At 62.1% G+C, this 24,343-nt stretch carries 21 protein-coding genes and 4 pseudogenes; 8 read left to right on the top strand and 17 right to left on the bottom strand.

What is annotated here, in order from left to right; genetic code table 11:
- Positions 1-3: 3 nt before the first annotated feature.
- Both AB3X96_RS10310 and AB3X96_RS10305 read left to right on the top strand, forming a co-directional pair.
- Positions 4-1,275 carry a M20 family metallopeptidase gene (locus tag AB3X96_RS10310; RefSeq protein ID WP_368589627.1) on the top strand — a complete coding sequence of 424 codons (1,272 nt, stop codon included), beginning with the start codon at positions 4-6 and terminating at the stop codon, positions 1,273-1,275.
- A 17-nt stretch (positions 1,276-1,292) separates the two neighbouring features.
- The gene (locus AB3X96_RS10305; protein ID WP_368589626.1) at positions 1,293-2,753 is read left to right on the top strand and encodes a winged helix-turn-helix domain-containing protein; all 1,461 of its coding nucleotides are present in this window, start codon (positions 1,293-1,295) and stop codon (positions 2,751-2,753) included.
- A gap of 114 nt (positions 2,754-2,867) precedes the next feature.
- On the opposite strand, the gene AB3X96_RS10300 is transcribed toward AB3X96_RS10305, so the two are convergent.
- The 7 genes from AB3X96_RS10300 to AB3X96_RS10270 form a co-directional block, all read right to left on the bottom strand.
- On the bottom strand, positions 2,868-4,382 hold the full coding sequence (locus AB3X96_RS10300) for an alginate export family protein (protein ID WP_368589625.1): 1,515 nt from the start codon (positions 4,380-4,382) through the stop codon (positions 2,868-2,870).
- 92 nt (positions 4,383-4,474) lie between these two features.
- On the bottom strand, positions 4,475-5,170 hold the full coding sequence (locus tag AB3X96_RS10295) for a YoaK family protein (RefSeq protein ID WP_368589624.1): 696 nt from the start codon (positions 5,168-5,170) through the stop codon (positions 4,475-4,477).
- A complete protein-coding gene (locus AB3X96_RS10290) occupies positions 5,167-6,081 on the bottom strand; it encodes a glyoxalase (protein WP_368589623.1) in 915 nt (304 codons plus the stop codon). Before AB3X96_RS10290 ends, AB3X96_RS10295 begins: the two co-directional genes overlap by 4 nt.
- A gap of 40 nt (positions 6,082-6,121) precedes the next feature.
- Entirely contained in the window at positions 6,122-6,568 is a 447-nt protein-coding gene (locus AB3X96_RS10285; RefSeq protein ID WP_368589622.1) for a DoxX family protein, read from the bottom strand.
- A gap of 1 nt (position 6,569) precedes the next feature.
- Positions 6,570-8,459, bottom strand: coding sequence for an amidohydrolase (locus AB3X96_RS10280; RefSeq protein ID WP_368589621.1), 1,890 nt, complete (start codon positions 8,457-8,459; stop codon positions 6,570-6,572).
- A gap of 28 nt (positions 8,460-8,487) precedes the next feature.
- The gene (locus AB3X96_RS10275) at positions 8,488-8,655 is read right to left on the bottom strand and encodes a DUF1427 family protein (protein ID WP_013092658.1); all 168 of its coding nucleotides are present in this window, start codon (positions 8,653-8,655) and stop codon (positions 8,488-8,490) included.
- Positions 8,656-8,824: 169 nt separating this feature from the next.
- Positions 8,825-9,511 (bottom strand): hydrolase, encoded by a 687-nt coding sequence (locus tag AB3X96_RS10270; protein ID WP_368589620.1) that lies wholly within the window; start codon positions 9,509-9,511, stop codon positions 8,825-8,827.
- A gap of 286 nt (positions 9,512-9,797) precedes the next feature.
- On the opposite strand from AB3X96_RS10270, the gene AB3X96_RS10265 reads away from it, so the two are divergent.
- Entirely contained in the window at positions 9,798-10,079 is a 282-nt protein-coding gene (locus AB3X96_RS10265) for a XapX domain-containing protein (RefSeq protein ID WP_368589619.1), read from the top strand.
- 277 nt (positions 10,080-10,356) lie between these two features.
- Here the strand turns inward: AB3X96_RS10265 and AB3X96_RS10260 are convergent, their stop codons facing one another.
- Positions 10,357-10,710: a hypothetical protein gene (locus AB3X96_RS10260; RefSeq protein WP_368589618.1), complete on the bottom strand. Its 354-nt coding sequence runs from the start codon at positions 10,708-10,710 to the stop codon at positions 10,357-10,359.
- A gap of 346 nt (positions 10,711-11,056) precedes the next feature.
- Positions 11,057-12,052 carry an alpha/beta fold hydrolase gene (locus tag AB3X96_RS10255; RefSeq protein ID WP_368589617.1) on the bottom strand — a complete coding sequence of 332 codons (996 nt, stop codon included), beginning with the start codon at positions 12,050-12,052 and terminating at the stop codon, positions 11,057-11,059.
- A 491-nt stretch (positions 12,053-12,543) separates the two neighbouring features.
- Here AB3X96_RS10255 and AB3X96_RS10250 point away from each other — a divergent pair, with 491 nt between their 5' ends.
- Positions 12,544-14,124: a cation:proton antiporter gene (locus AB3X96_RS10250; protein ID WP_368589616.1), complete on the top strand. Its 1,581-nt coding sequence runs from the start codon at positions 12,544-12,546 to the stop codon at positions 14,122-14,124.
- Between the two features lie 41 nt (positions 14,125-14,165).
- Positions 14,166-14,344 (top strand): annotated as a pseudogene (locus AB3X96_RS10245) (pirin family protein); the annotation flags it as partial.
- 14 nt (positions 14,345-14,358) lie between these two features.
- Here the strand turns inward: AB3X96_RS10245 and AB3X96_RS10240 are convergent.
- From AB3X96_RS10240 to AB3X96_RS10230, 3 genes are all read right to left on the bottom strand, one after another.
- Positions 14,359-16,065 (bottom strand): FAD-dependent oxidoreductase, encoded by a 1,707-nt coding sequence (locus AB3X96_RS10240; protein ID WP_368589615.1) that lies wholly within the window; start codon positions 16,063-16,065, stop codon positions 14,359-14,361.
- Positions 16,066-16,782: 717 nt separating this feature from the next.
- Positions 16,783-17,175 (bottom strand): TetR/AcrR family transcriptional regulator C-terminal domain-containing protein, encoded by a 393-nt coding sequence (locus AB3X96_RS10235; protein ID WP_368589614.1) that lies wholly within the window; start codon positions 17,173-17,175, stop codon positions 16,783-16,785.
- Complete coding sequence (locus AB3X96_RS10230) at positions 17,096-17,263, bottom strand: TetR family transcriptional regulator (RefSeq protein ID WP_368589613.1); 168 nt, start codon at positions 17,261-17,263, stop codon at positions 17,096-17,098. The genes AB3X96_RS10235 and AB3X96_RS10230 overlap by 80 nt, the downstream gene beginning before the upstream one ends.
- Between AB3X96_RS10230 and AB3X96_RS10225 the strand changes: the two genes are divergently transcribed.
- Both AB3X96_RS10225 and AB3X96_RS10220 read left to right on the top strand, forming a co-directional pair.
- Positions 17,230-18,228: an XdhC family protein gene (locus AB3X96_RS10225; RefSeq protein WP_368589612.1), complete on the top strand. Its 999-nt coding sequence runs from the start codon at positions 17,230-17,232 to the stop codon at positions 18,226-18,228. The genes AB3X96_RS10230 and AB3X96_RS10225 overlap by 34 nt on opposite strands.
- 723 nt (positions 18,229-18,951) lie before the next feature.
- Positions 18,952-19,191, top strand: a pseudogene (locus AB3X96_RS10220) (flavin reductase); the annotation flags it as partial.
- A gap of 144 nt (positions 19,192-19,335) precedes the next feature.
- Here AB3X96_RS10220 and AB3X96_RS10215 read toward each other — a convergent pair.
- The 5 genes and pseudogenes from AB3X96_RS10215 to AB3X96_RS10195 all read right to left on the bottom strand — a co-directional run.
- Positions 19,336-20,985, bottom strand: a complete 1,650-nt coding sequence (locus AB3X96_RS10215; RefSeq protein WP_368589611.1) for an NRAMP family divalent metal transporter — start codon at positions 20,983-20,985, stop codon at positions 19,336-19,338.
- 46 nt (positions 20,986-21,031) lie between these two features.
- Positions 21,032-21,172 carry a hypothetical protein gene (locus AB3X96_RS10210; protein ID WP_368589610.1) on the bottom strand — a complete coding sequence of 47 codons (141 nt, stop codon included), beginning with the start codon at positions 21,170-21,172 and terminating at the stop codon, positions 21,032-21,034.
- Positions 21,173-21,882: 710 nt separating this feature from the next.
- Positions 21,883-22,263 (bottom strand): BON domain-containing protein, encoded by a 381-nt coding sequence (locus AB3X96_RS10205; protein ID WP_176107117.1) that lies wholly within the window; start codon positions 22,261-22,263, stop codon positions 21,883-21,885.
- 870 nt (positions 22,264-23,133) lie between these two features.
- Positions 23,134-23,892 carry an SDR family oxidoreductase gene (locus tag AB3X96_RS10200; protein ID WP_368589609.1) on the bottom strand — a complete coding sequence of 253 codons (759 nt, stop codon included), beginning with the start codon at positions 23,890-23,892 and terminating at the stop codon, positions 23,134-23,136.
- 53 nt (positions 23,893-23,945) lie between these two features.
- Positions 23,946-24,173: pseudogene (locus tag AB3X96_RS10195) on the bottom strand (helix-turn-helix domain-containing protein); the annotation flags it as partial.
- Between the two features lie 8 nt (positions 24,174-24,181).
- On the opposite strand from AB3X96_RS10195, the pseudogene AB3X96_RS10190 reads away from it, so the two are divergent.
- Positions 24,182-24,340 (top strand): annotated as a pseudogene (locus tag AB3X96_RS10190) (phosphohydrolase); the annotation flags it as partial.
- Positions 24,341-24,343: the final 3 nt, after the last annotated feature.

The raw sequence follows: 24,343 nt of genomic DNA, 5'->3' as shown, positions 1-24,343 counted from the left end.
CATATGAACTCGACAGTAGTGGAAGCGATTTGCATTGGAGCCTACGATGCGCAAGTGGTGCGAGCCGTCGAGGAAGAAGTCGAGGCCTCGCGGGAAAATCTCGTTGAACTTTGCGGCGCGCTTGTCGCAGCGGAAAGTGCAAACCCGCCCGGCAACACCGCTGCAATGGCACGCACTCTTGAGGCCTTCCTGCGAAGGCACGACCTGCCGGCGAAAACCGTAGCAGCGGACGCCGAGGCACCGAACATTGTCTGCACGGTAACAGGAAGCCGCCCCGGCGCACATGTGGTGTTCAATGCCCACATGGACACCATGCTCGCGGGCGACGAGTCCGCGTGGACGGTTCCTCCTCTGGAACTGACCCGAAAGGACGGCCGACTGTATGGCCTCGGCATGGGGAACATGAAAGGCGCGCTCGCAGCGATGGCGCTCGCGATGAAGATCGTCCAGCGCCGTCTGCCCCAGCTAGCCGGAAAGTTGAGCCTCACCGCAGTATCGGATGAAGTCATGTTCGGCTCGCGCGGCTCGCCTTACGTGCTGAAGCAAGATCCCGAACTGTACGGTGACTACCTAATCAGCGGCGAAGGACCAGGGTGGATGAATTTCGCTGTCGCAGAAAAGGGGCTGCTCTGGATCGACATCACCGCGAAAGGGACGGCTGGCCATTCGTCTCGTGCGCTCACGGGACAAACCGCCGCCGCAAGAATGGCCAAGTTTATGTGCGGGCTCGACCAGCTGAACGACTTCTACGCCGATTTGCCCAAGGAAATCGAGGGCATTGAGGGAGGCGAAGACGATGTCGGCTTCCGTCTATCCGCGAGCGTTGGAAGTATCGAAGCAGGAAGCGTACGCAGTCTCATTCCACCGGTCGTTCGTGCCAAGGCCGACCTGCGCCTGCCCCCCGGTCTATCGATCACCGATCTCAAGGCACGCATCGACGAAATAGCTAAAAGCTGCGAGGGTATCAGCATCGAGTATGCAAAGGGATGGCCTGCAAGCTGGGCTCCGCTCGACAGCGATCCCGTGAAAAGCCTCGCGGGTGCAGTCGCAGCCGTTCGCGGAGTAGCCCCACGCTATGTAGTCAGACTCCCGGGCTCGGATGCGCGTTTCTGGCGCGACCACGGAATCGCTTCGGTCTGCTATGGTCCGCAGCCCACCCTGTCCTCGGGGATCGATGACTATGCTGTCGAGCAGGATGTTCTTGATTGCGCTGCCATCTATGCGCTGACTGCGATGCAGCTCATGTCCGCAAAGGCGTGGCCTCCGGGCAATTAAATATCGGGAGATCGTACATGTCTATTTCCCCTGCTGGAGGCGACCTTATGAAAATCGGCCGGATCGAACTCGACATGAACGCGCGATGTTTGCGGCGCGATGGCCAGGACCTTCGACTGGGCTCGCGCGCCTTCGACCTGCTGGCGACGCTCGCCTCGGCGAACGGTCGAGTGGTGTCGAGGTCCGAGCTGATGCAGACGGTCTGGCCCGGCACCGTCGTCGAAGACTGCAATATCGACGTCAACATCTCTGCGCTGCGCAAGGCGCTGGGCGATGACCGGGACCTCATCGTCACGGTCGCGCGCCGTGGCTACCGGTTGGCCCCGTCTCGGGGCGTACAGCCGAAACTCCGTACTGCCGCCAGTCCGCGGCCGCTCCCGCGCCGCGTCGGGAATCTCGTCGGGAGAGACGGGGTCGTCGCCAAGGCAGCCGAGGCATTGGTCGACTCCCAGGTGCTTACCTTGACGGGCGCAGGTGGTGTCGGAAAATCGAGTCTTGCACTTGAACTCGCCTATCGGATAGCGCCGTCATGCCCGGCGACGGTGGCCTTTGTCGATCTTTCATCCGCAGCCACGATCGACGAGGTGCTGAGAGCGATCGCGTACGGTTGCGGTGTCGACATGCCGGAGGACGTCGTCTGTTCCGAGCGTCTGGGCGCAGCGCTGTCGAATGCGCCGTGGTTGTTGATACTCGATGGTGCGGAGCACGTCATCTCAGTGGTTGCACAAATCGTGGAAGCATTGTTGGCGGCAAGCCTGAATATCCAGTTCCTGGTGACGAGCCGGGAGCCGCTGAAGATTCGCAACGAGACGGTTTTCCGGGTGAACCCGCTTGGCGTTCCCAAACTGACGGACCGTTGCGACGAGATGTTGGACAGCCCGGCTGTCCAGCTCTTTGTCCACCGTGCGCAGCAGATGCATCCGAGGTTTGTCCCTAGCATCGGCGAGATAGCGAGCATCGCAAACATTTGTCAGCGCCTGGATGGTATTCCACTCGCAATCGAGTTGGCCGCCGGCAGGGCGGAATTGTTGGGCGTCGAAGGCGTGCAACGGCTGCTGAGCGATGGGCTGTCGTTCCTGTCCGGGGGATACCGCACTGCGACGGCGCGGCATCGCTGTCTACGGACGGCCTTCGATGTCAGCTTCGACCTGTTGAGCGACTCGGCCCAGTCCCTGCTCGTTCAACTTTGCCGGTTCGTCGGACCGTTTAGCTTCGATTCGCTGCGTGGAGTCGTCAACGACATGGCAGTGACGACAGGCAGCTTGATTGAAAACATCGATGAGCTTGTCTCGAAGTCGCTTGTCAATGTCTGTATCGACGGGCCGGAGGCGATGTATAGCCTGTTCGAATGCACCCGGACGTACGTCGCAGAGAAATTCCAGTGCGCGTCGAATGAGCACGTCGCCAGCAGGGCAGTTCAAATACCTGTCGAAGGCGACCTTAGCTTTCTCGGCGAGCTATTGCCCTTAAGCGTCTGAACGACGACCCCGTCGATCGGGCCAGCCGTAGTCAAAGCGCGAACGACGTAGACACAGGGCGCGATCCCTCAACGCTTCCGACGCCGCCGGGATCGGCACGATAGCCGGCAAGTCCTACCACCCGTACTTGAGTTCGACGCCCGCGTAATCGGCATTGCGGCCGCCCGCCTTACGAATCGAGTCTCCCACCTGGAAGTGCACGGCTTCGACCGAACCTACCAGGTTCGCCGCAATCGTCCAGTCCGCGCGCAATTGCACGTACATACCTGTCCACAGACTGCCTTTTCCCGCCGTGCCCGGCACAGGCTGATTCGGCTGCTGGTACACGGCGTCGCCAGTCGTCTCGCGCCACTGGAAGCCCAGCGCGCCAAGCAGCGTGAGACTGGCCGAAGGCTTGAGCGTAATCGACGGTTTGATATGGATCAGGTTCGCGTAGCCGGTATAGCCCGCCAGCGTGAAGTAATAGCCGTTCGGAAATAGCGGATTGAAGGTCTCGAGCCGACCATCATGCGGGTGCCGGTCGCCGGACGCCGCATCGATCTGCAGTGCGACGCGCGGCGTCCACGGCATGTCGAATTTGTAACCTGCGAGCGAGCCAACCGCCCACGCGAGCACCGTACTATTGCCGACCGTTCCCGTCTGCAGCATCGCCTCCGCATCCCAATCGACGCCGCCACGCGTGCCGAAATAGCGCAGGTCCCAGACGTCGCGGTGCTCAGAACCCTGAGCGTCGAGGTATCGCGCGTTGGCGTTGTTATAGCGGGACCAGTACCCGGACATGTCACCCGGCCCGACGGATTGCCGCTCGAAACGCACGCCGCTGAAAGTGAGATTGCGGTTCGATACATCGTCGAACACGGTCGCGTTGCGGTACTGCACGGGCTGGGTTGCGTAGGCGATGAAGCGCCACTTCTGGTATTCGTAGTCTGCCCAGATGGCATCGAAAGCCTGTCGTACGTTCGGGCCATCCCGTACGGCAATGAAACGCTGCAAGTCGAATGCCATTTGCTGGCGGCCAACGCGAAACTTGAACGTACCGCCACCGAGCGCTCCAGTGTAGGCTACGAATGCCTGCTCGAGATCGAGGGGATTCTTGTCCACCGGCGTGACCACGTTTTTGCCAAATGCTCGCGCATCCTCAAGTTGGACGAAAAACTGCCAGTGCTCGGCGAGATGTGCGTCGGCATGCACTTCGATGCGCTGAAGCAGATAGGTATCCGACTGCGCAGAGCCGACACCGAACAGCGGGGCGTCATTGGTTTCGATACGCTCACGCAGGTTCGCACCAAGCGACAGATATGACGCGGGGTCGCCGCCGAGCGGAATGTACTTGAGGCTGTCGAGCGGCTTGCGCGGAACGCACGGGTTCGCAAGCACCGACCAGTCTTCCTGCCAGCGGTTGAACATCACGGCAGGACGTTTGACGTTACACGCGTCGCTCGATGCGGCGTCGTTCACTGCCGTGCCTGCGGTCGCGCCGACCGGGTCAGCCGCGAGGCTCGCGTCTGCAACCGGTTGCGCAGCCGTTTGCGCGAACGCCGCGTCGGCGCCCGCCAGCAGCAGCCCGGCGATGGCCGTCAAGCGCGCGGCCTGCGCGCATCGGCGCGCGCGCATCGTACTCGATACCATGGATTTCCTTGCCTTTGTCGGCTTATGTTTGTGTTGGCCCGTCCCACTCACGCGCCGAGCCTGCGCAGGATGATTCCCTGCACCGCCTGGATTCATGAGTGCCCCGGTGCAATCGCGCGCTCATGTTCTCCCGTGGTCGCCGCGAGCCCGACGAGGGCACACGCCGGAGCAAGCAGCGCCCAGAAGCCCATGTAGACCACCCCTAGTGCCCCGGCCACCGCGCCGACTGCGAACGCGACGATGGCCGGCATCATCGAGCCGAAGCGCGAGCGCGCCGCGGTGCGCACGCTGTCGGGCGTGCCCGGCGACAGCATGTCGATCACATCCAGAACGGCTTGCGTGACATTGCCCGTCATGACGGTGTTGGGCACACCAGGGCGTTGGACCAGGCGCGGATGCGCATTCTGCACACCCATCGCGAACGCCCCCACGACGCCCGCCAGGATGACAGGCAGGCTATCTGGCTGGCTGACCGGCGTCGCCCATACGCCGGCGAGGCAAAAGCCGACGATCAACACGGCCTGCACCGCATAAAGCAAGCGTGCGCCCTGACGCGCCTGCCCCTGCGGGAGCCACCGCACGAGCAGGCTGCTGAGAACGACCCCGCCGATAAACGCGGGGAACACGATCAGCTTGAGCAGCACGCCCTGCCCGGAGCCGGCGATGCCGGCGCCGATCAACACGAAGTTGCCCGTCACGTGTGCGGTGAACAAACCGAACAGTGCAACGAAGCTCAGCGTGTCGACGAAGCCGGCGATCGCGGCAAGGATCGTGTCCTCGAACTTCATTGCGCCGCGCCCGCGTGAATTTCGGCGATATAGCCGCCCGGGAACTGCACGAGCGCGGCATCACGGCCGGCCGAGTTGAACGGCGGCACGAGCACATTGACGCCAGCGGACTTCGCTTTTTGAAGCGTATCGCCCAGATTCGATACTTCGTAGCCGGTCACTTCGCGCCCGAACGGGTAAGGCAGATGACCGTCCGTCACGAGCACGGTCATCTTGCCGAACGGCGATTCGATTCGAATGCGGCGATAGGTGTCTTCAGGTCTGCCGATCTCGACACCCGGCGCCGTCAGGTCATCGGACACCACCTTGCCATGTGAGAATTTGACGAAATCGTGAACCAGCTTGTGCACGCTTTGCGCCGATACGTAGACCCGATTCTCGGGAATGGTCTGCAGCTTGTCGTAATGCGGGGCCTCGGTATGCCAGTACAGCTGCATGTTGGTGCCGCCCGGCCACGTGATGATCGCATCGCGGCCGATCGGGTCGGGGAACGTATCGACGATCACATCCGCGCCGAGTGCGCGCGCCGACTTCACCGCCAAGTCCATGTCCGTCACGAGGTAGCCCGTGCGCTCCGCGCCGAACGGATACGGCATGGGCGTCTTGAAGCCGAACACGGAGATCGTGCCTGCCGGAGTAAATACGAGCTGCGACATCGTCTGGCTCGGTGTCGGCGTGACCTGGAACACGCCCTGCTTCGACTTGCTGCCGCCGAACGTCGCCACGAAGCTGTCGGTGAAGCGGTCGAAGTCCTCCGGTGCCACGTACACGTGTGTCGTGTCGTACTGCGGACCGACGGCGACCGACGGCGATTCGGTCGGCATGACGGGCGGCTTCGCTAAAGCAACGGGTGCGGCGGCGAGACCGCCCGCGATCATCAGGGAAACTAAGGCAGTGCGAATTGCTTTCATAGCGGAATTTCCTTGATATTTCATCGTACTGATTAATCTGTCAGGCTCGGCTCTCGCCGACCGGATGCTGCGTATCGTCGAGCAGGGTCGCGAGCACGAGCCCCGCGATCAGTCCCAGATGCTCGAAAAAACTGTTGAGCGCCATGAAGCGCTCGACACCGGCATGGTTCCAGAAGTCGTTGGCAACCAGCATCGCAACGACGGTCAGCATGCCGAGGCCGCCTGCGCCGAGCCACGTGAAGCGGCGCAATACCACGCACAACGAGCCGACGATCTCGACCGCCACCGCGAGAGCTGCCCACAGGGCGGCCGGGTGCAGGCCGAAGTGCGCCTGCTCCGCAATCGCGCCGTCGAAGTTCAGCGCTTTGCTGACGCCGCCAATAAGGTAGGCGGAGACGAGCGCAAGGCGGACGAGCGGGCCAACCCAAGGCTGCGATAGCAGCGCGCGAACCCATGGGGGGTTTCTAGCGCCGTTCCATATCGTCATGTCAGATCGCCCAGCATGAGCAGCCGAATGCGCCCCAGAAGCCCTTTGCATCCGAAGTCGGCAATGCACTGGCCCACGCGCTCGCGTGCGCATGGCCGTGCAAACCGCAGGCGCTCGCGCAGGCGCACATCGCGGCGGCAGCGGCACCTGCGAGGGGCGCGCCCTCGCGACGCGTAGCGCCCCAGCCGCCGTAGCCGCCGTATTGCCGCACCGGCGACCAGTCCGGCATTGCGGGCGGAATTGGCTGATCGTGTTGCGAGAACGGGCCCGTGCCCCAGACGACCTTTCCGCCGACCACCGTGAGCAACGCGGTGGTACCGGCGATGTCGTCCTCCGCGCATGAGAAGAAGTCACGGTCCGGAACCATCAGGTCGGCCAGCTGCCCGGGCGCGATGCGTCCCTTCTTGCCCTCTTCGTTCGAGAACCAGGTGACGTGCTCCGTCCACATGCGCAGCGCCGTATCGCGATCGAGCAGATTACGTTGCGGGTATATCCGCAGACCGCCAACCGTCTTGCCGCTCACGAGCCATGCGAGCGACACCCAGGGGTTGTACGACGCGACGCGGGTCGCATCGGTGCCGGCCGAGACCTTGATGCCCTTCTCGAGCATTCTCTTGACGGGCGGCGTGGTTTGCGCCGCCTGGGCGCCATAGCGCTCGACGAAATACTCGCCCTGGTAGGCCATGCGATGCTGAACCGCGATGCCGCCACCGAGCGCTGCAATGCGATCCATCGAGCGCTCCGAAACGGTTTCCGCGTGGTCGAAGAACCAGTTGATACCGTCGAGCGGAATATCCTTGTTGACCTGTTCGAACACATCGAGCGCACGGCTGATGGTTTCGTCGTAGGTCGCATGCAGGCGCCACGGCCAGCGGTTCTGTGCGAGTACCCGCACCACGCCTTCGAGCTCGCCTTCCATTCCTGGCGGCAGTTCGGGGCGCGCCACCCGGAAGTCCTCGAAGTCGGCTGCCGAAAACACCAGCATTTCACCAGCACCGTTGTGGCGGAAGTAGTCCGAACCATCGTGATACTTGACCGATCCGGTCCAGTTCACGAAGTCTTCCTTTTCGGCCTGCGGCTTTTGAGTGAAGAGGTTGTACGCGATGCGCACCGTCATTTCGCCGGCATCATGGAGCTTGCGGATGACTTCGTAATCGTCCGGGTAGTTCTGCGAGCCGCCGCCGGCATCGATCGCGCCGGTCACACCAAGGCGGTTGAGCTCGCGCATGAAATGGCGCGTCGAATTGTATTGATACTCAAGCGGCAGCTTCGGGCCTTTCGCGAGTGTCGCGTAGAGGATCGACGCATTGGGGTTAGCGAGCAGCAGCCCGGTGGGATTGCCCGCGCTGTCGCGCATGATCGTGCCGCCCGGCGGCTCCGGCGTGTCCTTCGTATAGCCCACGACGCGCAATGCGGCGGCGTTGAGCAGCGCACGGTCGTACAAATGCAGGATGAACACTGGCGTATCCGGCGCGACGGCGTTCAGCTCGTCGAGCGTCGGCAGCCGCTTCTCTTCGAATTGATGCTCGGTGAAGCCGCCGACCACGCGCACCCATTGCGGCGCGGGCGTGATTGCAACCTGCTGCTTGAGCATCTCCATGGCAACGGCGAGCGAGCGTACACCGTCCCACCGCAGCTCCATGTTGTAGTTCAGACCACCGCGAATCAAATGCAGGTGATTGTCGATAAGGCCAGGCAGCGCGGGCCGGCCACCGAGATCGATGACTTTAGTCGCACGGCCCGCAAGCGGCATGACGTCCGCATCGCTGCCGACCGCGACGAAGCGGCCGTCGGCAATCGCCACGGCACTAGCGACCGGGTTCGAACGATCCAGCGTCGTGAACCGTCCGTTATGCAAAATCAGATCGGGATGGGTAGCGGTTGCGCCCATTTGCGTTTCCTCGTTTCTATCAGTTCGATTAAAAGCCCAACAACTGCCTCAGGGATGGCACGGCCTGCGCGCCGATCAACATGCCAAGCAGGCCGATGAGGGCAACGAGCGGAGGCGCGGGTGAGCGGACCTTGATCACGCTGTAGATCACGCCTATCAGCATCCCTGCAGCGAGGGACAGCAGATAAGATTCCATTCGATCAGTCTCTCTGTGAGGTTGGAATGCTGATGCGAGACCTCGCGGTTCCATCCGGGTATCTCGCGGGGGATGCACTGCAGCGCAGCGATTGGCAGACCGCATGCGCTGCCGCCGCCTTCACGCGGAGCGCATCGCCCCGGTTCCGGCGATCGCTACGAAGAGGCGATTAACGTGCCGGTACGGCCGGCAGCACCTCGTGCGGCGTAGCCGTGCGCTGCGCAGCCTTGTGGACCATCGTGTATGCGTAGTCGACGCCCATGCCGTACGCGCCCGAGTGTTCCTTCGCGATCGCCATCACGGCGTCGTAGGTCGTGCGGTGAGCCCAGTCGCGCTGCCATTCGAGCAGGACCTGCTGCCACGTGACGGGCACGGCGCCCGCCTGGACCATACGCTGCATCGCGAAGTCATGCGCGTCTTTCGACGTGCCGCCCGATGCGTCGGCCACCATGTAGATCTCGTAGTCGCCTTCGAGCATGGCGCACAGCGCGAACGTCGTGTTGCAGACCTCGGTCCACAGACCCGCCACGACCACCTTCTTGCGGCGATTCGCCGCGAGCGCGTCGCGCACTTTCTGATCGTCCCACGAATTCATCGACGTGCGTTCGAGCACCTTATGCTCGGGGAACACGTCGAGCAGTTCCGGATACGTGTAACCCGAGAAACTCTGCGATTCGACCGTGGTGATAGTGGTCGGAATGTCGAACACCTTGGCCGCCTTGGCCAGACCGACGACGTTGTTCTTCAGCACCTGACGGTCGATCGACTGAACGCCGAACGCCATTTGCGGTTGGTGATCGATGATGATCAGTTGGCTATTCTGCGGAGTGAGTACTTCGAGCTTGGAATTGTTCATGACGGGTATTTCCTTTGAACCGGAGAGAGGAGGAAGTCGCCATGCCGGCCTGGCAGGCGGGCGTCCGACGTGCATTGGCGCTGGGCGATTCGACATCCAGCTGCGGTTATTTGACACGTAAAGACAGACCAGCAACAACTAAAAAAGGGATTAAATTTTATTGCCCGAATAATTAATCTTAAAAACCCTTAATTGGGATTTTCTTAATGCAGAGTAACCGCTAGGCTTTCCACGAATTCGCTCGGTAGATCCTGTCACGGGACAGGTCGTCAATGAGGCTCGCACTATGAAACCGTATATCCTTTCCCTGTTGGCCGGCATCCTTGCCGGGGTCGTCTACGGTGCGATCGGCGTGCAATCGCCGGCGCCGCCCATCATTGCGCTGATGGGCCTGCTGGGCATGCTGGCCGGCGAGCAGATACTGCCGCTCGCGCGCAGGGTGCTCTCCGGTTCGAAGTTAGGTGCCGCATGGCGCGAGGCGAAATGCGGCCAGCACATGTTCGGCTCGCTGCCGGGCGCTCACGGCTCCAACGCAGCCGCAAAGGACCCGCAGTCATCCTCATTCTGATCGGCATCTCTCGGGCGTCGGCCTCGAAGTGCCCAAGAGAACCCTCCAGTTATCTCGTCCAATCCCTCCAGTCACGCGCTGACGACATACGTCGTTCGTCGCGTGACCGAAGCCTCCTTCACGCGAGCTCGTCGCGCACCAACTTCTGCTCGCCGTCCGCGCTCGCGACTCTGGAACACGTATTCAATCACACCGCCGGCGGCGAACCTGCACTCACATGCCTCACGACTGCGCTGGACCTTCGGTTGTGCACGGGCATGCACCCTGCGTCGCCGCTTCACCAAAGCTGCGGTACGCCTGAGGCGATCGTCTTCACAGCGGTCTTGCCGCGGCGGAGCAACTTGACCTGAGACTGCGCGATGTCGCTCCATGTCTGCTCCGCTCGGCGCACGGCGCAATCGAACGACTCGTCTTCCACCGTGCAGCGACCGTCTACAGTGATCAGCCACCCCTTGCGCGTACGCGTGCAACTCACGCGCCCGTCTTCCATCAGGTCGGCGTACCAGCGCCAGACACGCGCATCGTCAGCGTTCGCACGAACGGCGGCAGCCAGCCGCGTGATCTCGAGGTTATGCGGATGCGATCCTTGCTGTTTCAAACTCATTTCATTCCCTTTTTCGAAGCCACTCAAAACCGGCGCCGGGCGCAAAAGGCCTGTTACGCGAGCGCTCGCTCAAAACGCAACGCAGCCGCAGCCGGGAGCGCCCTGGAAACCGCACAGTCCGGCGCAGGCACCTTGCTACGCCATGCCCAGCCGCGCGCGCGCCGGCGTACGCCCAACAGGGTCGAGGGCTGCAGTCCGCGTTTGAACCGCAGCAGGGCGAGCTCACCATGCCCCGCCGCACGGCGGGGCATGGTGCCCACGATTGGCACCCAGCTTAGGTGGCGCGCGCCTGAAAGGCCTTGTGACAGGCGAAGAGTTCCGACCCGACGCGCGTTGCCTGGCAAGCGAGTGACGCAGATCTCGTCGTAGTGCCTCAGAGTTTGAGGAACTCGAGCAGGTCGGCATTGACCTGATCGACGTGCGTGCTGCACATGCCATGCGGCGCGCCTTTGTAGACGTTGAGCGTCGCGTTCTTGACGATCTTCGCCGAGAGCTTCGCCGAATCGTCGATCGGCACGATCTGGTCGTCGTCGCCGTGCAGGATCAGTGTGGGAACACTGATCTTCTTGAGGTCGTCGGTGTAGTCGACTTCAGAAAACTGCTTGATGCACTCGTATTGGCCTTTGATCGAACCAGCCATGCCCTGGCGCCAGAAGTCCTGCACGAGGCCCTGGGAGACTTTCGCGTCGGGACGGTTGAAGCCGTAGAACGGCGTGGTCAGGTCCAGATAGAACTGCGAGCGGTTCGCCGCCACCCCGGCGCGGATGTTGTCGAATACCGACATCGGCAGACCGTTCGCATTGTTCGCCGACTTGACCATTTGCGGCGGCACCGCGCCGATCAGCACGGCCTTGGCCACGCGCTTTTCGCCATGGCGGCCGATGTAGTGCGCCACCTCGCCTCCGCCCGTGGAATGGCCCACGAGCATCGCGCCCTTCACGTCGAGCGCGTCGAGCACAGCCGCGAGATCGTCGGCGTAGGTGTTCATGTCGTTGCCCTCGGACGGTTGGCCCGAACGGCCATGGCCGCGGCGGTCGTGCGCGATCACCCGGTAGCCACGATTCACCAGGAAGAGCATCTGCGCGTCCCACGCGTCAGCCGAGAGCGGCCAGCCGTGCGAGAAGACGACCGGCAAGCCGGTGCCCCAGTCCTTGAAAAAGATCTGCGTGCCGTCCTTCGCGCTCACGAAGTTGCCGCCGTGATGATGCGAGGTGCCGGGCGTATGCGCCGAGCCGCCCGTCGCGGACGCGGCTGCGTGCGCGGACAGGGTCGATATCGCGGCCGCGGCGCCGGCGATGCCCGCACTTGCCGAAAGCAGCCTGCGGCGCGACGCCGAAGGCATGGTCGAATCGATTTGCTTTATGTTCATTCTGGATCTCCGTCGTTGCATCGCCGCGCGCGAGCGTGGCGACTGCCTTGCGTGTTGAGATGGATAGCGTTGCGGCGAAGAGCGGGAACTCGCTGAGAAGCGCCACAGGCCGGCAGGCACTCTAATCACTCAAGCGGCCGAAGTCTTTGGCGCAAACTTAAAAGTCCTTAACTGAACCCGTCATGCCTTTGCGCCCAGCCAGGTACAAAAGCCTGGCCGCGATTCGGCGCCGTCTTCGCGCTAACCAACGACCCAAAGCCCGATTGAACGGATATGCCGCATGTGCCAGAGATTAAATGTTCTTAATCGGACGCTTCCCGAACCAGACACACCTATACTTTTTCCGCGAGCCTTTTCGCGTAGTTCCTGTCACGCCACGTTCACCAATCGAGACTCGCACCATGAAACGGTACATCCTTTCGCTGCCTCGCGATATTCTCGCCGGCGTCGTCTACCGTGTGATCGACGTTCAATCCCCGAGCCGCTAGCGGATGAACAACGTCGAATTTTTTCACTACCTCCTGCTGTTGATCTGCGGCGCAGGTGCCCTCACGTGGCTCGCGGAGCGCATCGCGGTCCCGCCTGCCGTCGTTCTGTTGCTCGGCGGATGTGTGATCGCAGTCGCCGGCAGGCGCGTACCCGACGTGGACCCGAATCTGCTGCTCACGGCCGTGCTGCCGCCGCTGCTGATGTCGAGTTCGTTCTATACGGCGTGGAAGGAATTCCGGCGTGGCATCGGCACGATCGTTTCGCTAGTGCTCGGGGCCGTGACGTTCACGACCGTCGCGGTGGCTCTGGCCGTGCATGCCTTCAACCTGAACCTGCCGTGGGCGGCATGCTTCACGCTCGGTGCGATCGTCTCGCCGCCCGACGCGGTCGCCGCCAAGGCGATCCTTCAACGTCACCCGCTACCCGCCAGGCTCGTGGCCGTGCTGGAAGGCGAAAGCCTCGTGAACGACGCGTCTGGCCTGCTGCTCTATCAGATGGCGGTTGCGGGAGCGCTAGCCGCGACGATCACGGTCACGAGCGGAACCGTGCTGTTCTTTACGCTTACCCTGATCGGCGTCGCGGTCGGCATCGTGTGCGGCCAGGCCATGTGTTGGGTGTTGCCGCGTCTGGGCGATCCGATGCTCGGCATCGTCGTGACCTTCGTGATGGCGTGGGCGAGCTACGGTATCGCGGAGGCCGTCGGAGGCTCGGGTGTGCTGTCCGTGGTGACTTGCGGTCTCGTGCTCGGCATCCGGCAGCATCGGGTATTCGACGCCGATATACGCATCAAAGCCAAGGCGACCTGGGAAGCGGTCGTGTTCGTGCTCGAGGCGCTGGTCTTCATCCTGATCGGCCTCACACTGCATGCGCTCCTCTCGCGGGTGAATCACGAATCGACTGTGTTGTTGGCCGGACTGCGTGTCGCGTTGCCGGCGACTGCGGCAGCCATCGTTGCGCGGCTCGCGTGGGTGTTCGCTGCGATCTGGCTGCCCGACCAGATACGCGCGAAACGCCCGGGCCGCCAGCCGTGGACCTTCAAGGAAGCGCTCGTGCTCGGTTGGGCCGGTATGCGCGGCGTCGTCAGTCTTGCGGCCGCAATCGCGCTGCCAGCCAGTTTCCCCGGCCGCGACCTGATCGTCTTCAGCACGTTTTTGCTGATCATCGCGACGCTTGTCGTGCAGGGCGGCAGCCTCGCGCCGCTGATCCGGCTGCTGAAGCTGCGCCCGACGGCCCGTCACACCATGTCCGAGCATGAGGCGCGCGCCCATGCGTTCGGCGCCTCTCTCGCTGCGCTCGAACAACTCGACGAGCGCTCGTCCGGCATCGAACGCGCGACGTTCGAACGTCTGCTGGCCGAATATCGGATTCGCGTCACCGCGAACGAAAGTGCCTACCGGTTGGGTGCGGACCGAATCGAACACCGTGCGCACTTCCTGCGTGTCGAGCTAGAACTCGTCGGCGTGTCGCGCGGGGCATTGCTCGGCTTGCATCGCGACGGCAAGGTGGACGACGCGGTCCTGCATCGCATCGAATCCGAGCTCGATTTCGAGGAACTGCGGCTGCTGCGGCTGCTCGAGCCGTAACGGCTTGAATCCACGTCGGCCCTCAACGAAAGGTATTGATCATGCCCACTACGACTAAGGCTCTGCTCACGTCGCGCGAAAGCGACATCGGCAACCTGATCGTGCGTTGCGTGCTTCCCGCCCGCGCCGCGCGCCTCATCGGACCTTCATTTTCTTCGACCATATGAGGCCATCAGTGCTGCCCGCGCGCAGCGGCGTGGACGTGCTTCCGCATCCGCATAGCTCGTTGCGGCCTCAAGCAGCCTTGACGCGCGCCTGGTCCCGACTGAGCCACTGATGAATTTGACTGACAACCGCTGCGCCGTCTCCTACGGCTGCCGCCACCCGCTTCGGCGCGCCCGAACGAACGTCGCCAATCGCGAAGAGCCCCGGCACATTCGTCTCGAGCGGGAAGCGCTGAGCGCTTGCGCTCGCATCGGGCGGCCCCGTTTCGACAAAGCCGCGCTCATCCAGTTGAACGCCCATCGATGTCAACCAGTCTGTTTTTGGATCCGCGCCGATGAACAGGAAAAGATGCCGTACCTCTATGAGCTCGCTGCCCTTGTCGTGATGAAAGACGCGAATACGCTCAAGACCATCGTCGCTCGCTTCCAGTGATTCGAGCGTGCATCTTGCGCAGATCGACACGTTTGGCAGAGCGTTGAGCCGGTCTATCAGGTAGCGGGACATGGTCGCTTCGAGACCGTCTCCACGTATCAGAACGCGTATGCTTTTGGCAAAGTTGGCAAGAAAGACGACAGCCTGACCAGCCGAGTTACCCCCACCTATCAGCACAACGTCTTTCCCGCTGACGAGACGCGCCTCGATGGGCGACGCCCAATAGTAGATCCCTCTGCCCTCGAAGCGATCAAAGCCCGTCACGGAAGGCTTTCGATACACCGCTCCGCTCGCGACCACGACCGTCCGCGCACGAACGCGCTGTCGATCGGACAGCGCGAGCATGAAGTTGCCCGCCGCGCCCTGGACCCGATGGACCGCAGTGGGAATGGCCACGTGAACACCAAATTTCAATGCCTGCTGAAACGCTCGTGCTGCAAGGGCTTGCCCCGATATGCCAGTCGGAAAGCCGAGATAGTTTTCGATACGTGCGCTCGCACCGGCCTGACCACCCGGCGCGCGCCGATCGAAAACGACGACCGAAAGCCCTTCCGAGGCTGCGTAAACGGCCGCCGCGAGGCCCGCCGGACCCGCACCGATGATTGCGATGTCGTAACGCTGCGACGCACTGAACGTCGGCACGAGGCCTAGCCGGGTGGCGAGCTCCACTTCGTCGGGCGCCCTCAGGACCGACCCGTCCGGGCAGAACACAAGCGGAAAATCCTCAGCGGTCGAGGTGAGGCCGGCAAGCAGTTGCACGGCGTCCGAATCCTTGTGTGCATCGATCACCGCAGCCGGATAGGCATTACGCCGCAAAAAGCCTTGCAGGCGGACCACCCTCGCGTCGTCACCCTTGCCGACGATAATCGGACCGAGCCCCTGCTCGATGAGCCCGAGACGCCTCAGGATCAACGCGCGCATGATGTGCTCGCCCAACTGCGCATCCGCGATGATCAGCGCCCGCAACTGGTCCGAGTTCAGGACAAGCGTCTCGCAGTCAGCCATGGCAATTGCGTCCACCAGCGACGGTTTGCCGGTGAGTTGAGCCATTTCGGCCATGAAATGGCCGTCATGATGGTCTGTCACGACCGTGGTACGTCCTTGCGGATCACACGAATAAATCCGGACACTCCCGTGCAGCAAGATGAATAGCCCTTCGGCAACGCGCCCCGTCCGGAAAATCGAATCGCCAGCCTTGAACGCCTTGCGGCGGCCATAGCGGCTCGCACTACGGATCTCCGCATCAGAAAGGCGCGGAAACATTTGGTGCTGCCGATACTCAAGGGACGAAAATGGAACTTCAGCGTCGACTCGGCCTGCGTCCGTATTACCTGCGTCGATCATATTTGCCTCGCCGGTCGACCAAGTTGAGTAGAGTCAGAATGTTAGCGACAGGGAGCCTAAAATTTCTTGTCGCGACGCTGAATAGTTCTGAAGAGAGCAGCAACCGTTTTGGTCAGCGACGCGAGCGTTTGGGAAATCGCAATGAAGTCAGGAATGAATCGGGAAGCTGGACGCAAATGTGAACGAGCAGGTACCGGGGCGAATTTGTACGGTCAAGCGCACCGCGCCGAGGCCCTCACTTACCGCCAACTCTGCGTGTTACAACTTGCGGCATAAATTCACCAATTAACTTCCAAACGGAAGTTTTATGGTCTCTTCCACAACACGCTGTGGAAGAACTCGATTGGCTTTCCGAAAATCACCCAAATAGCTTCCGCTTTGGGTGGAACCTGACGTAAAAACGGGGCCTCGGTCACGGTCTTTTTACTCAAATAACTTCCAAGACCGACAACTTTCAACCATAAATCTTCCGTCGTGGCAAAAGCTCGTCAACCATCGTTGCGGCTGGCCCCGTAAGCGTCTGTAAACGCTACCAAGCAAAAACGTCCACGCCGAGCTTGTCAAGGTTGTAAGCAGCTGGAATGGGTACTTCAGCTGATGATGCTCGGGTTCCGGGTGAACGACAGCTTTCGCTGTCGTTGAGCGACCGTGCACGTTTAAGACACTATGACTTTCCGTGAGGCAGAGGCTGGCCCGCCGTGAGGAATCAAACTCGGATTAGCATCTCTGCCAGAGCCGCACAAAATCATCGTTGGGGATCGCGTAGTCAATCTGCATCAGACGGGGAAAATAAAGCGATTCGCCCAACATTCCTATAAATTCGGCGCGGGCAAGTTGCACGTCGCCGATCGCCAGCCAGCCTTCTTCCACCCGCTTTGTCAACCAGGCATCTGTCACATCGCTGAACAGATCTTTCGCGCGCTGGAGGCGAAGTCCGATGTCGGGAAAGCATTGCACTTGTGCAATGACGAGCCGCATTGCGGCAATCATGTTGGGATCAGAAACAAGCTCGTTGTATGCGCGGGCAATCTCACGCAAGCCCGTCTCGAGCTCCGGCGGCACGGTGTGATCCTTCCAGCGTGCGAACAGCTGATGGAAGAGGTGGTCCATCAGCTTCGCTGAAGAGGATCTCCTTGCCGGGAAAGTGCTTGTACAGGGTCGCAAATGAAACGCCCGCACCGTCGCCGATGGAGTCCATCGTCGTCGTGTCGTATCCGTTCGCCAGAAACGCCCCGATTGCGACCTCCAGGATCAGCCTGCGTTTTTCCTGTGGGCTCTATTTCGGGCGGCTGCATCGAAGATGACCTCGTCGACCAGATGCGTCGGTACGGCGTCGCGCAAAGGACACCGGAAGTGGTTGAATATGGCGTGAGCGCCAAAGAGGCGCGTCGCTTCGGGTTGCCTTGCGGAGGGACGATGCAGCTCGTGCTTGAGCCGATTACGCGGCAAAGCGGCATGCAGACCCTGCACGAAGCGCTCAGTCGCGGCGAACTGGTGGCGCGCACGCTAGACATGGCAACGGGTGCTGTCACACTTGGTGCAGCGAGCACGACTGATGGCGTGTACTTCAACGAGACGCGTCTGACGACGATTCACGGGCCCCGCTACCGTATGCTCGTGATTGGCGCGGGACAGCTCTCGCGTTACTTATGCCAGGTCGCGATAGGACTCGATTATCAGGTAGTGGTGTGCGACCCGCGCGAGGAGTACGTGCACACATGGGATGTGCCCGGCACGACGCTCGTGCGCACGATGCCCGACGATACGGTCCTGGATATGAAGCTCGACGAACGCAGTGCGATGATTACACTTACGCACGATCCAAAGCTCGATGATCTCGCGCTGATGGAAGCGCTGAAGACATCCGCGTTTTACGTCGGCGCGCTTGGCTCGCGGCGCAATAATGCTGCGCGGCGAGAGCGGCTCAAAGAGTTCGATCTGAGCGACGCACAGCTTGCACGATTACGCGGTCCGGCCGGGATCTATATCGGCAGCCGCACGCCCCCCGAAATCGCGATATCGATTCTCGCTGAAGTGACGGCGGCGAAGAACAGCGTGTTGCTACCGGCAATCCTCAGGGTCGAGCGTGGGAAGACGGAAAAAGAAGTCACGAATGACACAGCAATAAATGCGGGGCATCTCACATGGTTGGATGAGCCCTGACTTCCCGGTGTACAGCCACGAGGCGGCCGAGCGCAGCTTCCCTGCATGATTTCACGCAGTTCGGAAAGGTCGGTCTGGGAATGGCCAGCCTCTGTCACCGCGGACAGGTCGCATCTTTTTTGTGCTGCGATAGGAGTCGGAAGCAACGAGGGCGATGGCCCTAAGGTGAGGTTTTTCGGGAGCAAAAGGCTCCCGCCTCACCCGGATCTAGCAATTGCCGCGAGCATGAAGCCTCGAATGCGGGGTTGATCTCCTGGAATTCCTCACCTTTGCGAACCCGCGTCGTTCTCCTGACTCCTGGAAATCCTCACCACCCCTGGAAGATCTCACCTTTGCAGGCTCGCTTCGACTTTTAGCCCTGAATTCCAGCGTACTTTTCTCGCACTGAACACCGACGTGCTCCGCGCTGGCTGCTCCGAAACGCCGTTATTCACCGTAACGCTGAAGCCAGCGAGGCACGTTTCGCGCGCTTTGACGCGCCTCCTCCTCGTCGCCGTTCCGATGCACACGGCGCGAGCCGTCGCACATCCCGCCAGCCGCTCCCGTAAATCCTCACCGTAGCGCCACCTCCTGGAACTCCTCACCGTTCGCGAGTCGCCCGATGCGGCCGTGGCCCACGCACGCCGTTCATATCGACCATTTTTGCCCCGAATATGACCGCGTTTATCGCCGCTGATATCGTGCAGCCATGTCGTCCGTATGTGATTCCGGGCACGCCGGGCACATTTTGCGGGCATGACCGGTCTTTCGATGGAGGATCGCTTCAAGCTGCCCGTATGGGATCAGGGCGAAAACGATGTGCCGGTGCTGCGCGGCGCACTAGCGAGCTTGCAGGGGAAGATCGTCGAAGCGAAGGAAGTCGGCTCGCACTCGGTCATGTTCGTGGAGACCGCGCAGATTTGCGTGCGCGCCGATGGCGACAGTCTGATTTACTTCGACCGGAATTTTAACCGGGTGCCGCGCGTGGAAGGGGCAATGAGTTCAATGAGTTGTTCGAAGCGCTGCCGGCCGGCTCAGGCTCCGGCAGCGCTTGCGTTGTCGCTCCGGACGTGGCTCCCGTAAAACCTCACCATTGCCCGGACCTCCTGGAACTCCTCACCTTTCGCACTACTTCAGCAGCGCCATTTGCACGACCTTGACGATCACGAGCGCGATCGCGATCAGCAGATAGCCGCGCAGCACGCCCATCCATACGCGTTTGGCGAGCGTCAGGCGCGGCGGCGGCAGTTCGTCGAGCGGCGGCATGCGCCATGTGTTGCGCGCTTCTTTCGTATAGACCGGAGCCGGCTCGGCTGCGGCGGATTCGCCGCGCAGTTTGCGAAGCCCGATGCTCGCCGCATACCCGCCGACCGCGAGCAACGTGCCGCCCGCCAGTACTTCGATGATCGTTTCCGCCGCGATGTCCGGATAGATCACCGACGCGGTCAGGATGATCGACAGCATCACGAGCACCCAGATCACTGAGCCGGTAAACAGATTGAGCTTCTTCGAGTTGGCCCACGGACCGAGCACCGCGCGGTCGTTGCACAGCAGCAGCAGGAACACGGTCGCGCTCGGCAGCAGCACGCCGGCGAGCGTTTGCACCGCTTCGGTCAGCAGACCGAGCGGGCTGCCCGGAATCAGCACCAATACCGCGGCGGCTGCGACGATCGCGAAGTACACGACGTAGAAGCCCTTCGCGTCCGACACGCTACGGTGCAGCGAATGACGGATCTTGAACACGTCGCCGATCGCATAGGCGGTCGATAGCGACACGGCCGCCGCGCCGATCACGCACGCGTCGAACAGCGCGATCGCGAACAGCACCGCCGAGGTCCGTCCCGCGTATCTCTCCAGACCGGCGATCACACCGCCCGCGTCCGTGAAGTTGCCGAAGCCGGGCCGGCCGTCGAACAGCGCCGCGCTGAACGAGATCATCGCGACTGCGCCGATCAGCACGAACACGATGCCGATCCACAGGTCGGCTTTTTCGTAGTTCATGAAGCGCGGCGTGATGCGCTTGTCGACCACATAGCTCTGCTGGAAGAACAGCTGCCAAGGAGCGACCGTCGTACCGACGATGCCGATCACGAGCAGCATCACGTCGGATAGCTTCGAATGCGCGGGCCAGTTCGGAATGAAGAAGTCGCGCGCGATCTGGCCGACCGGCGGATGAATCGACACGAGCACCGGCACGAGCAGCAGGCTCAACACGCACAGAGCGACCGCGAAACGCTCGAAGCGGCGGAAGTCGCCGGTGCTGACGGCGGCCATCGTCAGCGCCGCGGCGATGCACACCCCCGCGATCTTCGAGACGCCGAAGAAGTCGAGCACGAACGTGATGCCGATGAATTCCGTCACGATGGTCAGCGCGTTCAGCAGGAACAGATCGACGACGCTGAACGCGCCCCAGAACTTGCCGAAGCGCTCGAAAATAAGCCGCGCGTGGCCCACGCCCGTGACCGCGCCGAGCCGCAACACCATCTCCTGATTGACGAACAGCACCGGCACCAGCAACAGCATGGTCCACAGTAACGTGGTGCCGTAGTTCTGGCCGGCCTGCGTGTAGGTGCCGAATGCGCCCGCGTCGTTGTCGCCGACCATCACGATCAGACCGGGGCCGAGGATCGCGAGCAGCGTGCGCACGCGCGCCCACCAGCTGGTGCGCGGTGCGATGTCATGGTGAGCGATCGTGCCGAGCGCGCCCTTGATATCGCCTACGTGTGCCGAATCGAGCACGGCGCTGCGCGCGGAGGAAATGTTCGTCGGAGTAGACATGTCGTTCTCTCCCGGTTGTAGTTGTCGGAGGTCGGGTCGCGAAACGCTATGCCACGCGCGACATCACGCGACGGCAGAAGGCGATGAACGGACGCGATTCGCGCGGGTGCAGCACGAGCAGAGCGTCGTAAAACGCGCGCGATTCCTTTACGCGCGGGAACTTCGAAAGAAGGAGGCCGAATTGCATTGGGTATCTCCGTGCGCCGGTTTCGACGCGCTGGTGGAAAGCCAGCAGACACGGAGGCCGCGTATGCCGGGCGCGGCGATAGAGGTCTACTCGCTTTCCTCAGTTAATAGAACAGGGAAGCGGCATAAGGGATAACTGTCACTGCCAGGCATGGCGGCTCCTTGTTGGCGTGTAGCGTGTATGAGCGATTGATACGTTCGCTAAGCACGTTGCTACACACGTGTTTATCCACGCGTTCGCGCGCATTGCGTTGAACTGACTGCGTTGACTGACAACGCGCGCGCAAACGCGACCGCAAGCACGAGGCTCGCGATGCGACGCCGTATCAGCGCAGGGACGCGTTTGAACGCGGCGTTCCTGTCATGCGGAGACGACGTTACGTTAGGTGCACGGGAAAAGACTGTGGCGCGCACCGTCTGCCTGCTGGCAAGACGGCGGCTGATGAAGAGAGCGCGGACGTCCTGCCGGTCAGGCAGCGAAACTGTTCGAAAGTCGGCTACTGCAGGTGTCCAAGGCGTAGGCCCCATTGGTGATGATTCTTGAATTCTAGGGTTCGGTTTCCGCCGAGGTCAACCTGTTTCTCGAGCAGAGCGGAGAAAATGTGCGGCGCGCAACGCCGCGCACTGTGAACGACGTGCGGATCGACGCCGATAGAGGGGGAAGGTCGAACAGGCGGCATCGATCCATCCGGCCGATGCCGCCACCCAAGCTTACTGATTGGCGCGCCGTCGCACCGTCAGCCGGTTATGCACGCTTCTGACGCCGCGAACCGATCGCGCCGCGTTGCCGGCTCGCCCGATTTGCGATTCCCGCGGAACCGTGCCGCTTAGCGTGACGATGGCGTGGCGCGATTCCACACGGATGTTCGCCGAATTGAGGTTCGTGGTGCGCGTGAAAGCGCGGCGGACGTCGCGGACGATCGCGCTGTCGGACCGGTTAGCGTGCCGGTTCGAAGCCGCTGGGGCCGGCTGGCTTTGCATCGACGCATCGTTCGGCATCTCGCGCGTCTGCGCGTTCGCATAGGTCGCGCAAGTCGCGATGGCCATCGCGACCATTGCGCCGAGGATTCTTCTCGCGCCGTTTGTTTTCATTCTTCCTCCTTTGCCGGTTTGCCAGGAACTGCCGTTCGAGCCGCGTGTTGCCAGCGTGGAAGAGGCGACGCAACGCACCGCCGCCTCGCGACGAGTAATCGACCGTCGGCTCCGATTATATTCTGCGGCGCAGGCGTCGATATCGATAGGTGAGAAGATTCGGGAGCGGCCGAGGTGAGAATATGCGCACCTGTACGCGCACTTCAAAACTAAAGGTGAGGGTATTCGGGAGTCGCCTCGACGGTGCGATAAGTTGCGAATGGCTTTTTGAGAAGCATGGTTCCGGTCAGAAGCGCAATGCGGTGAGGCCGTCTCGCAGGAAGCCGGCGAGGGCTCACGTCGGTTACTGGTTGTGCCTGATCGAATGATCGTGGCGGGTGCGGCACGCGAAAGGTGAGAACTTTCGGGAGTCGCGCGGCGGCGGCCCTTTTGCAACTAACCGGCCGTGCCAGAAGCGAAATAAGCCGTGCGGCAAGCAGCGTGCGGCAGTGCACGCATTTTGCGTATCAGCCATAGGTGAGGAGATTCGGGACTCAAAACGCGTCTCATGCAGTCGCCAATCATTGCATCCAGCGCGTTGGCCGCTCGGCGGCTGTGTAACCTAAGTCGTTGAATGTCCAGGCGATCTGCCGCTTACGCGGCCCGCATCGGCGACGCGAACCGACTGTGTTCGATCAATGGTGAGGATTTTCGGGAGCAGTGTGTAAGAGCCACGCCGCCCGCGCTGAAATGCCCCCGCGAGCCCTCATTTCACCGCAAAGGTGAGGCTTTTCGGGAGCACTGACGACGCTTCCAGACGCCGATTCACCGCCACTCCGTGCCAAAGGTGAGGCTTTTCGGGAGCGGCAGCACTCGCCCGCGATCACCCGTTCAGGCCGGTTTGGCGATCTCGCGAATGTCCGCGACCGGCGTCTGCCCGAAAGCATCGCTAAGCGCGTAGTCGATCAATCGCTCCGCGGATTGCTCGGGCGTCGACAGTTGGCCGTTGCGCTTCAGGTCTTCGAAGCGCTGGCGCATCGGAAATTGCTCTTCGCCGCTACCGCGAATTTGCGCCTGCATGTCCGTATCGATCACACCCGGCGCGAGGCTGCAGATGCGCAGTGCGCGAGTCGCATCGAGCGCGACGGCGCGCGCGTGATGATCGAGCGCGGCCTTGGTCGCGCAGTAGATGCTCCAGCCCGGATACGCGTTGCGCGCCGCGCCGCTCGAAATGTGCACGATGCGCCGGTCGGTTGCGTCGACGGCCGCGGCGGCGAGCGCGCTCGCGAGCATCAGCGGCGTCGCGACGTTCAGGCTCACCGCGTCCGCGACGTTCGCCGCGTCCTGACCTTCGATGGGCCCCATCGGTTCCACCGTGCCCGCATTGTTGATCAGCAGCACCGTCTGCGCGCCGCGCACGAAGTTGCTCAGCGCGTCGGTGGCGATCCATTGCGCGACGCGTGCGGGCTCGGCGAGGGGCAGCTCGATCTCTTCGAGCTGCGCGGCAAAGCGCGCCTCTAGCGCCGCATTGCGCGAGCGCGACAGACCCAGCACCGTGACGTTGCGCGCGAGCAGTTGTTCGGCGAGCGCCGCGCCCAGGCCGCGCGTATGGCCGGTGACGATCGCGCGGATCGGAGAAGATGAGGTCATGTCGTTCCTTGTGATCGTTGTCTTGCAGAATCGTCGATTTTCTCACGCCGTATTCAGGCCGACCGAAAGCGCTCGCGATACTGCATCGGCGTCACGCCAAGCCGCTTCGCAAACACGATGCGCATGCGGTCGGCGGTGCCGAAGCCGCAATCGTAGGCGATCGTCTTCAGCGCCGCGGCGCTGCTTTCGAGCAGCTTGCGCGCGGCATCCACGCGCGCGCGTTCGACGAATTCATGCGGCGTCACGCCGGTTTCCTGCACGAACACGCGCGCGAAGTTACGGTGCGCACTTCAAGAAAGGCATCATCGATGCGTTCGCGCACGGCACGATCCACAAGCCGCACACGACGTTCGGCAACGTGAAGGCCGACGTGCTCGCGCTGAAAGACCCGCATTATCATCGCGAGAACTTCTGCACGATGATTCTGGGTTCGGCGTGGAAGTCGTGAGCG

This window comes from Paraburkholderia sp. BR13439 (genome assembly GCF_040948805.1).
GTDB classification, from domain to species: domain Bacteria; phylum Pseudomonadota; class Gammaproteobacteria; order Burkholderiales; family Burkholderiaceae; genus Paraburkholderia; species Paraburkholderia youngii.
Note: the sequence above shows the minus strand (reverse complement) of the source record. Positions and strands in the feature narration are given on the sequence as shown.

Coding starts and splice junctions, on each gene's coding strand:
- AB3X96_RS10310 (WP_368589627.1), top strand. CDS start 4: ATGAACTCGACAGTAGTGGAAGCGATTTGCATTGGAGCCTACGATGCG.
- AB3X96_RS10305 (WP_368589626.1), top strand. CDS start 1,293: ATGTCTATTTCCCCTGCTGGAGGCGACCTTATGAAAATCGGCCGGATC.
- AB3X96_RS10300 (WP_368589625.1), bottom strand. CDS start 4,382: ATGGTATCGAGTACGATGCGCGCGCGCCGATGCGCGCAGGCCGCGCGC.
- AB3X96_RS10295 (WP_368589624.1), bottom strand. CDS start 5,170: ATGAAGTTCGAGGACACGATCCTTGCCGCGATCGCCGGCTTCGTCGAC.
- AB3X96_RS10290 (WP_368589623.1), bottom strand. CDS start 6,081: ATGAAAGCAATTCGCACTGCCTTAGTTTCCCTGATGATCGCGGGCGGT.
- AB3X96_RS10285 (WP_368589622.1), bottom strand. CDS start 6,568: ATGACGATATGGAACGGCGCTAGAAACCCCCCATGGGTTCGCGCGCTG.
- AB3X96_RS10280 (WP_368589621.1), bottom strand. CDS start 8,459: ATGGGCGCAACCGCTACCCATCCCGATCTGATTTTGCATAACGGACGG.
- AB3X96_RS10275 (WP_013092658.1), bottom strand. CDS start 8,655: ATGGAATCTTATCTGCTGTCCCTCGCTGCAGGGATGCTGATAGGCGTG.
- AB3X96_RS10270 (WP_368589620.1), bottom strand. CDS start 9,511: ATGAACAATTCCAAGCTCGAAGTACTCACTCCGCAGAATAGCCAACTG.
- AB3X96_RS10265 (WP_368589619.1), top strand. CDS start 9,798: ATGAAACCGTATATCCTTTCCCTGTTGGCCGGCATCCTTGCCGGGGTC.
- AB3X96_RS10255 (WP_368589617.1), bottom strand. CDS start 12,052: ATGAACATAAAGCAAATCGATTCGACCATGCCTTCGGCGTCGCGCCGC.
- AB3X96_RS10250 (WP_368589616.1), top strand. CDS start 12,544: ATGAACAACGTCGAATTTTTTCACTACCTCCTGCTGTTGATCTGCGGC.
- AB3X96_RS10240 (WP_368589615.1), bottom strand. CDS start 16,065: ATGATCGACGCAGGTAATACGGACGCAGGCCGAGTCGACGCTGAAGTT.
- AB3X96_RS10235 (WP_368589614.1), bottom strand. CDS start 17,175: ATGGACCACCTCTTCCATCAGCTGTTCGCACGCTGGAAGGATCACACC.
- AB3X96_RS10225 (WP_368589612.1), top strand. CDS start 17,230: ATGAAACGCCCGCACCGTCGCCGATGGAGTCCATCGTCGTCGTGTCGT.
- AB3X96_RS10230 (WP_368589613.1), bottom strand. CDS start 17,263: ATGGACTCCATCGGCGACGGTGCGGGCGTTTCATTTGCGACCCTGTAC.
- AB3X96_RS10215 (WP_368589611.1), bottom strand. CDS start 20,985: ATGTCTACTCCGACGAACATTTCCTCCGCGCGCAGCGCCGTGCTCGAT.
- AB3X96_RS10210 (WP_368589610.1), bottom strand. CDS start 21,172: ATGCAATTCGGCCTCCTTCTTTCGAAGTTCCCGCGCGTAAAGGAATCG.
- AB3X96_RS10205 (WP_176107117.1), bottom strand. CDS start 22,263: ATGAAAACAAACGGCGCGAGAAGAATCCTCGGCGCAATGGTCGCGATG.
- AB3X96_RS10200 (WP_368589609.1), bottom strand. CDS start 23,892: ATGACCTCATCTTCTCCGATCCGCGCGATCGTCACCGGCCATACGCGC.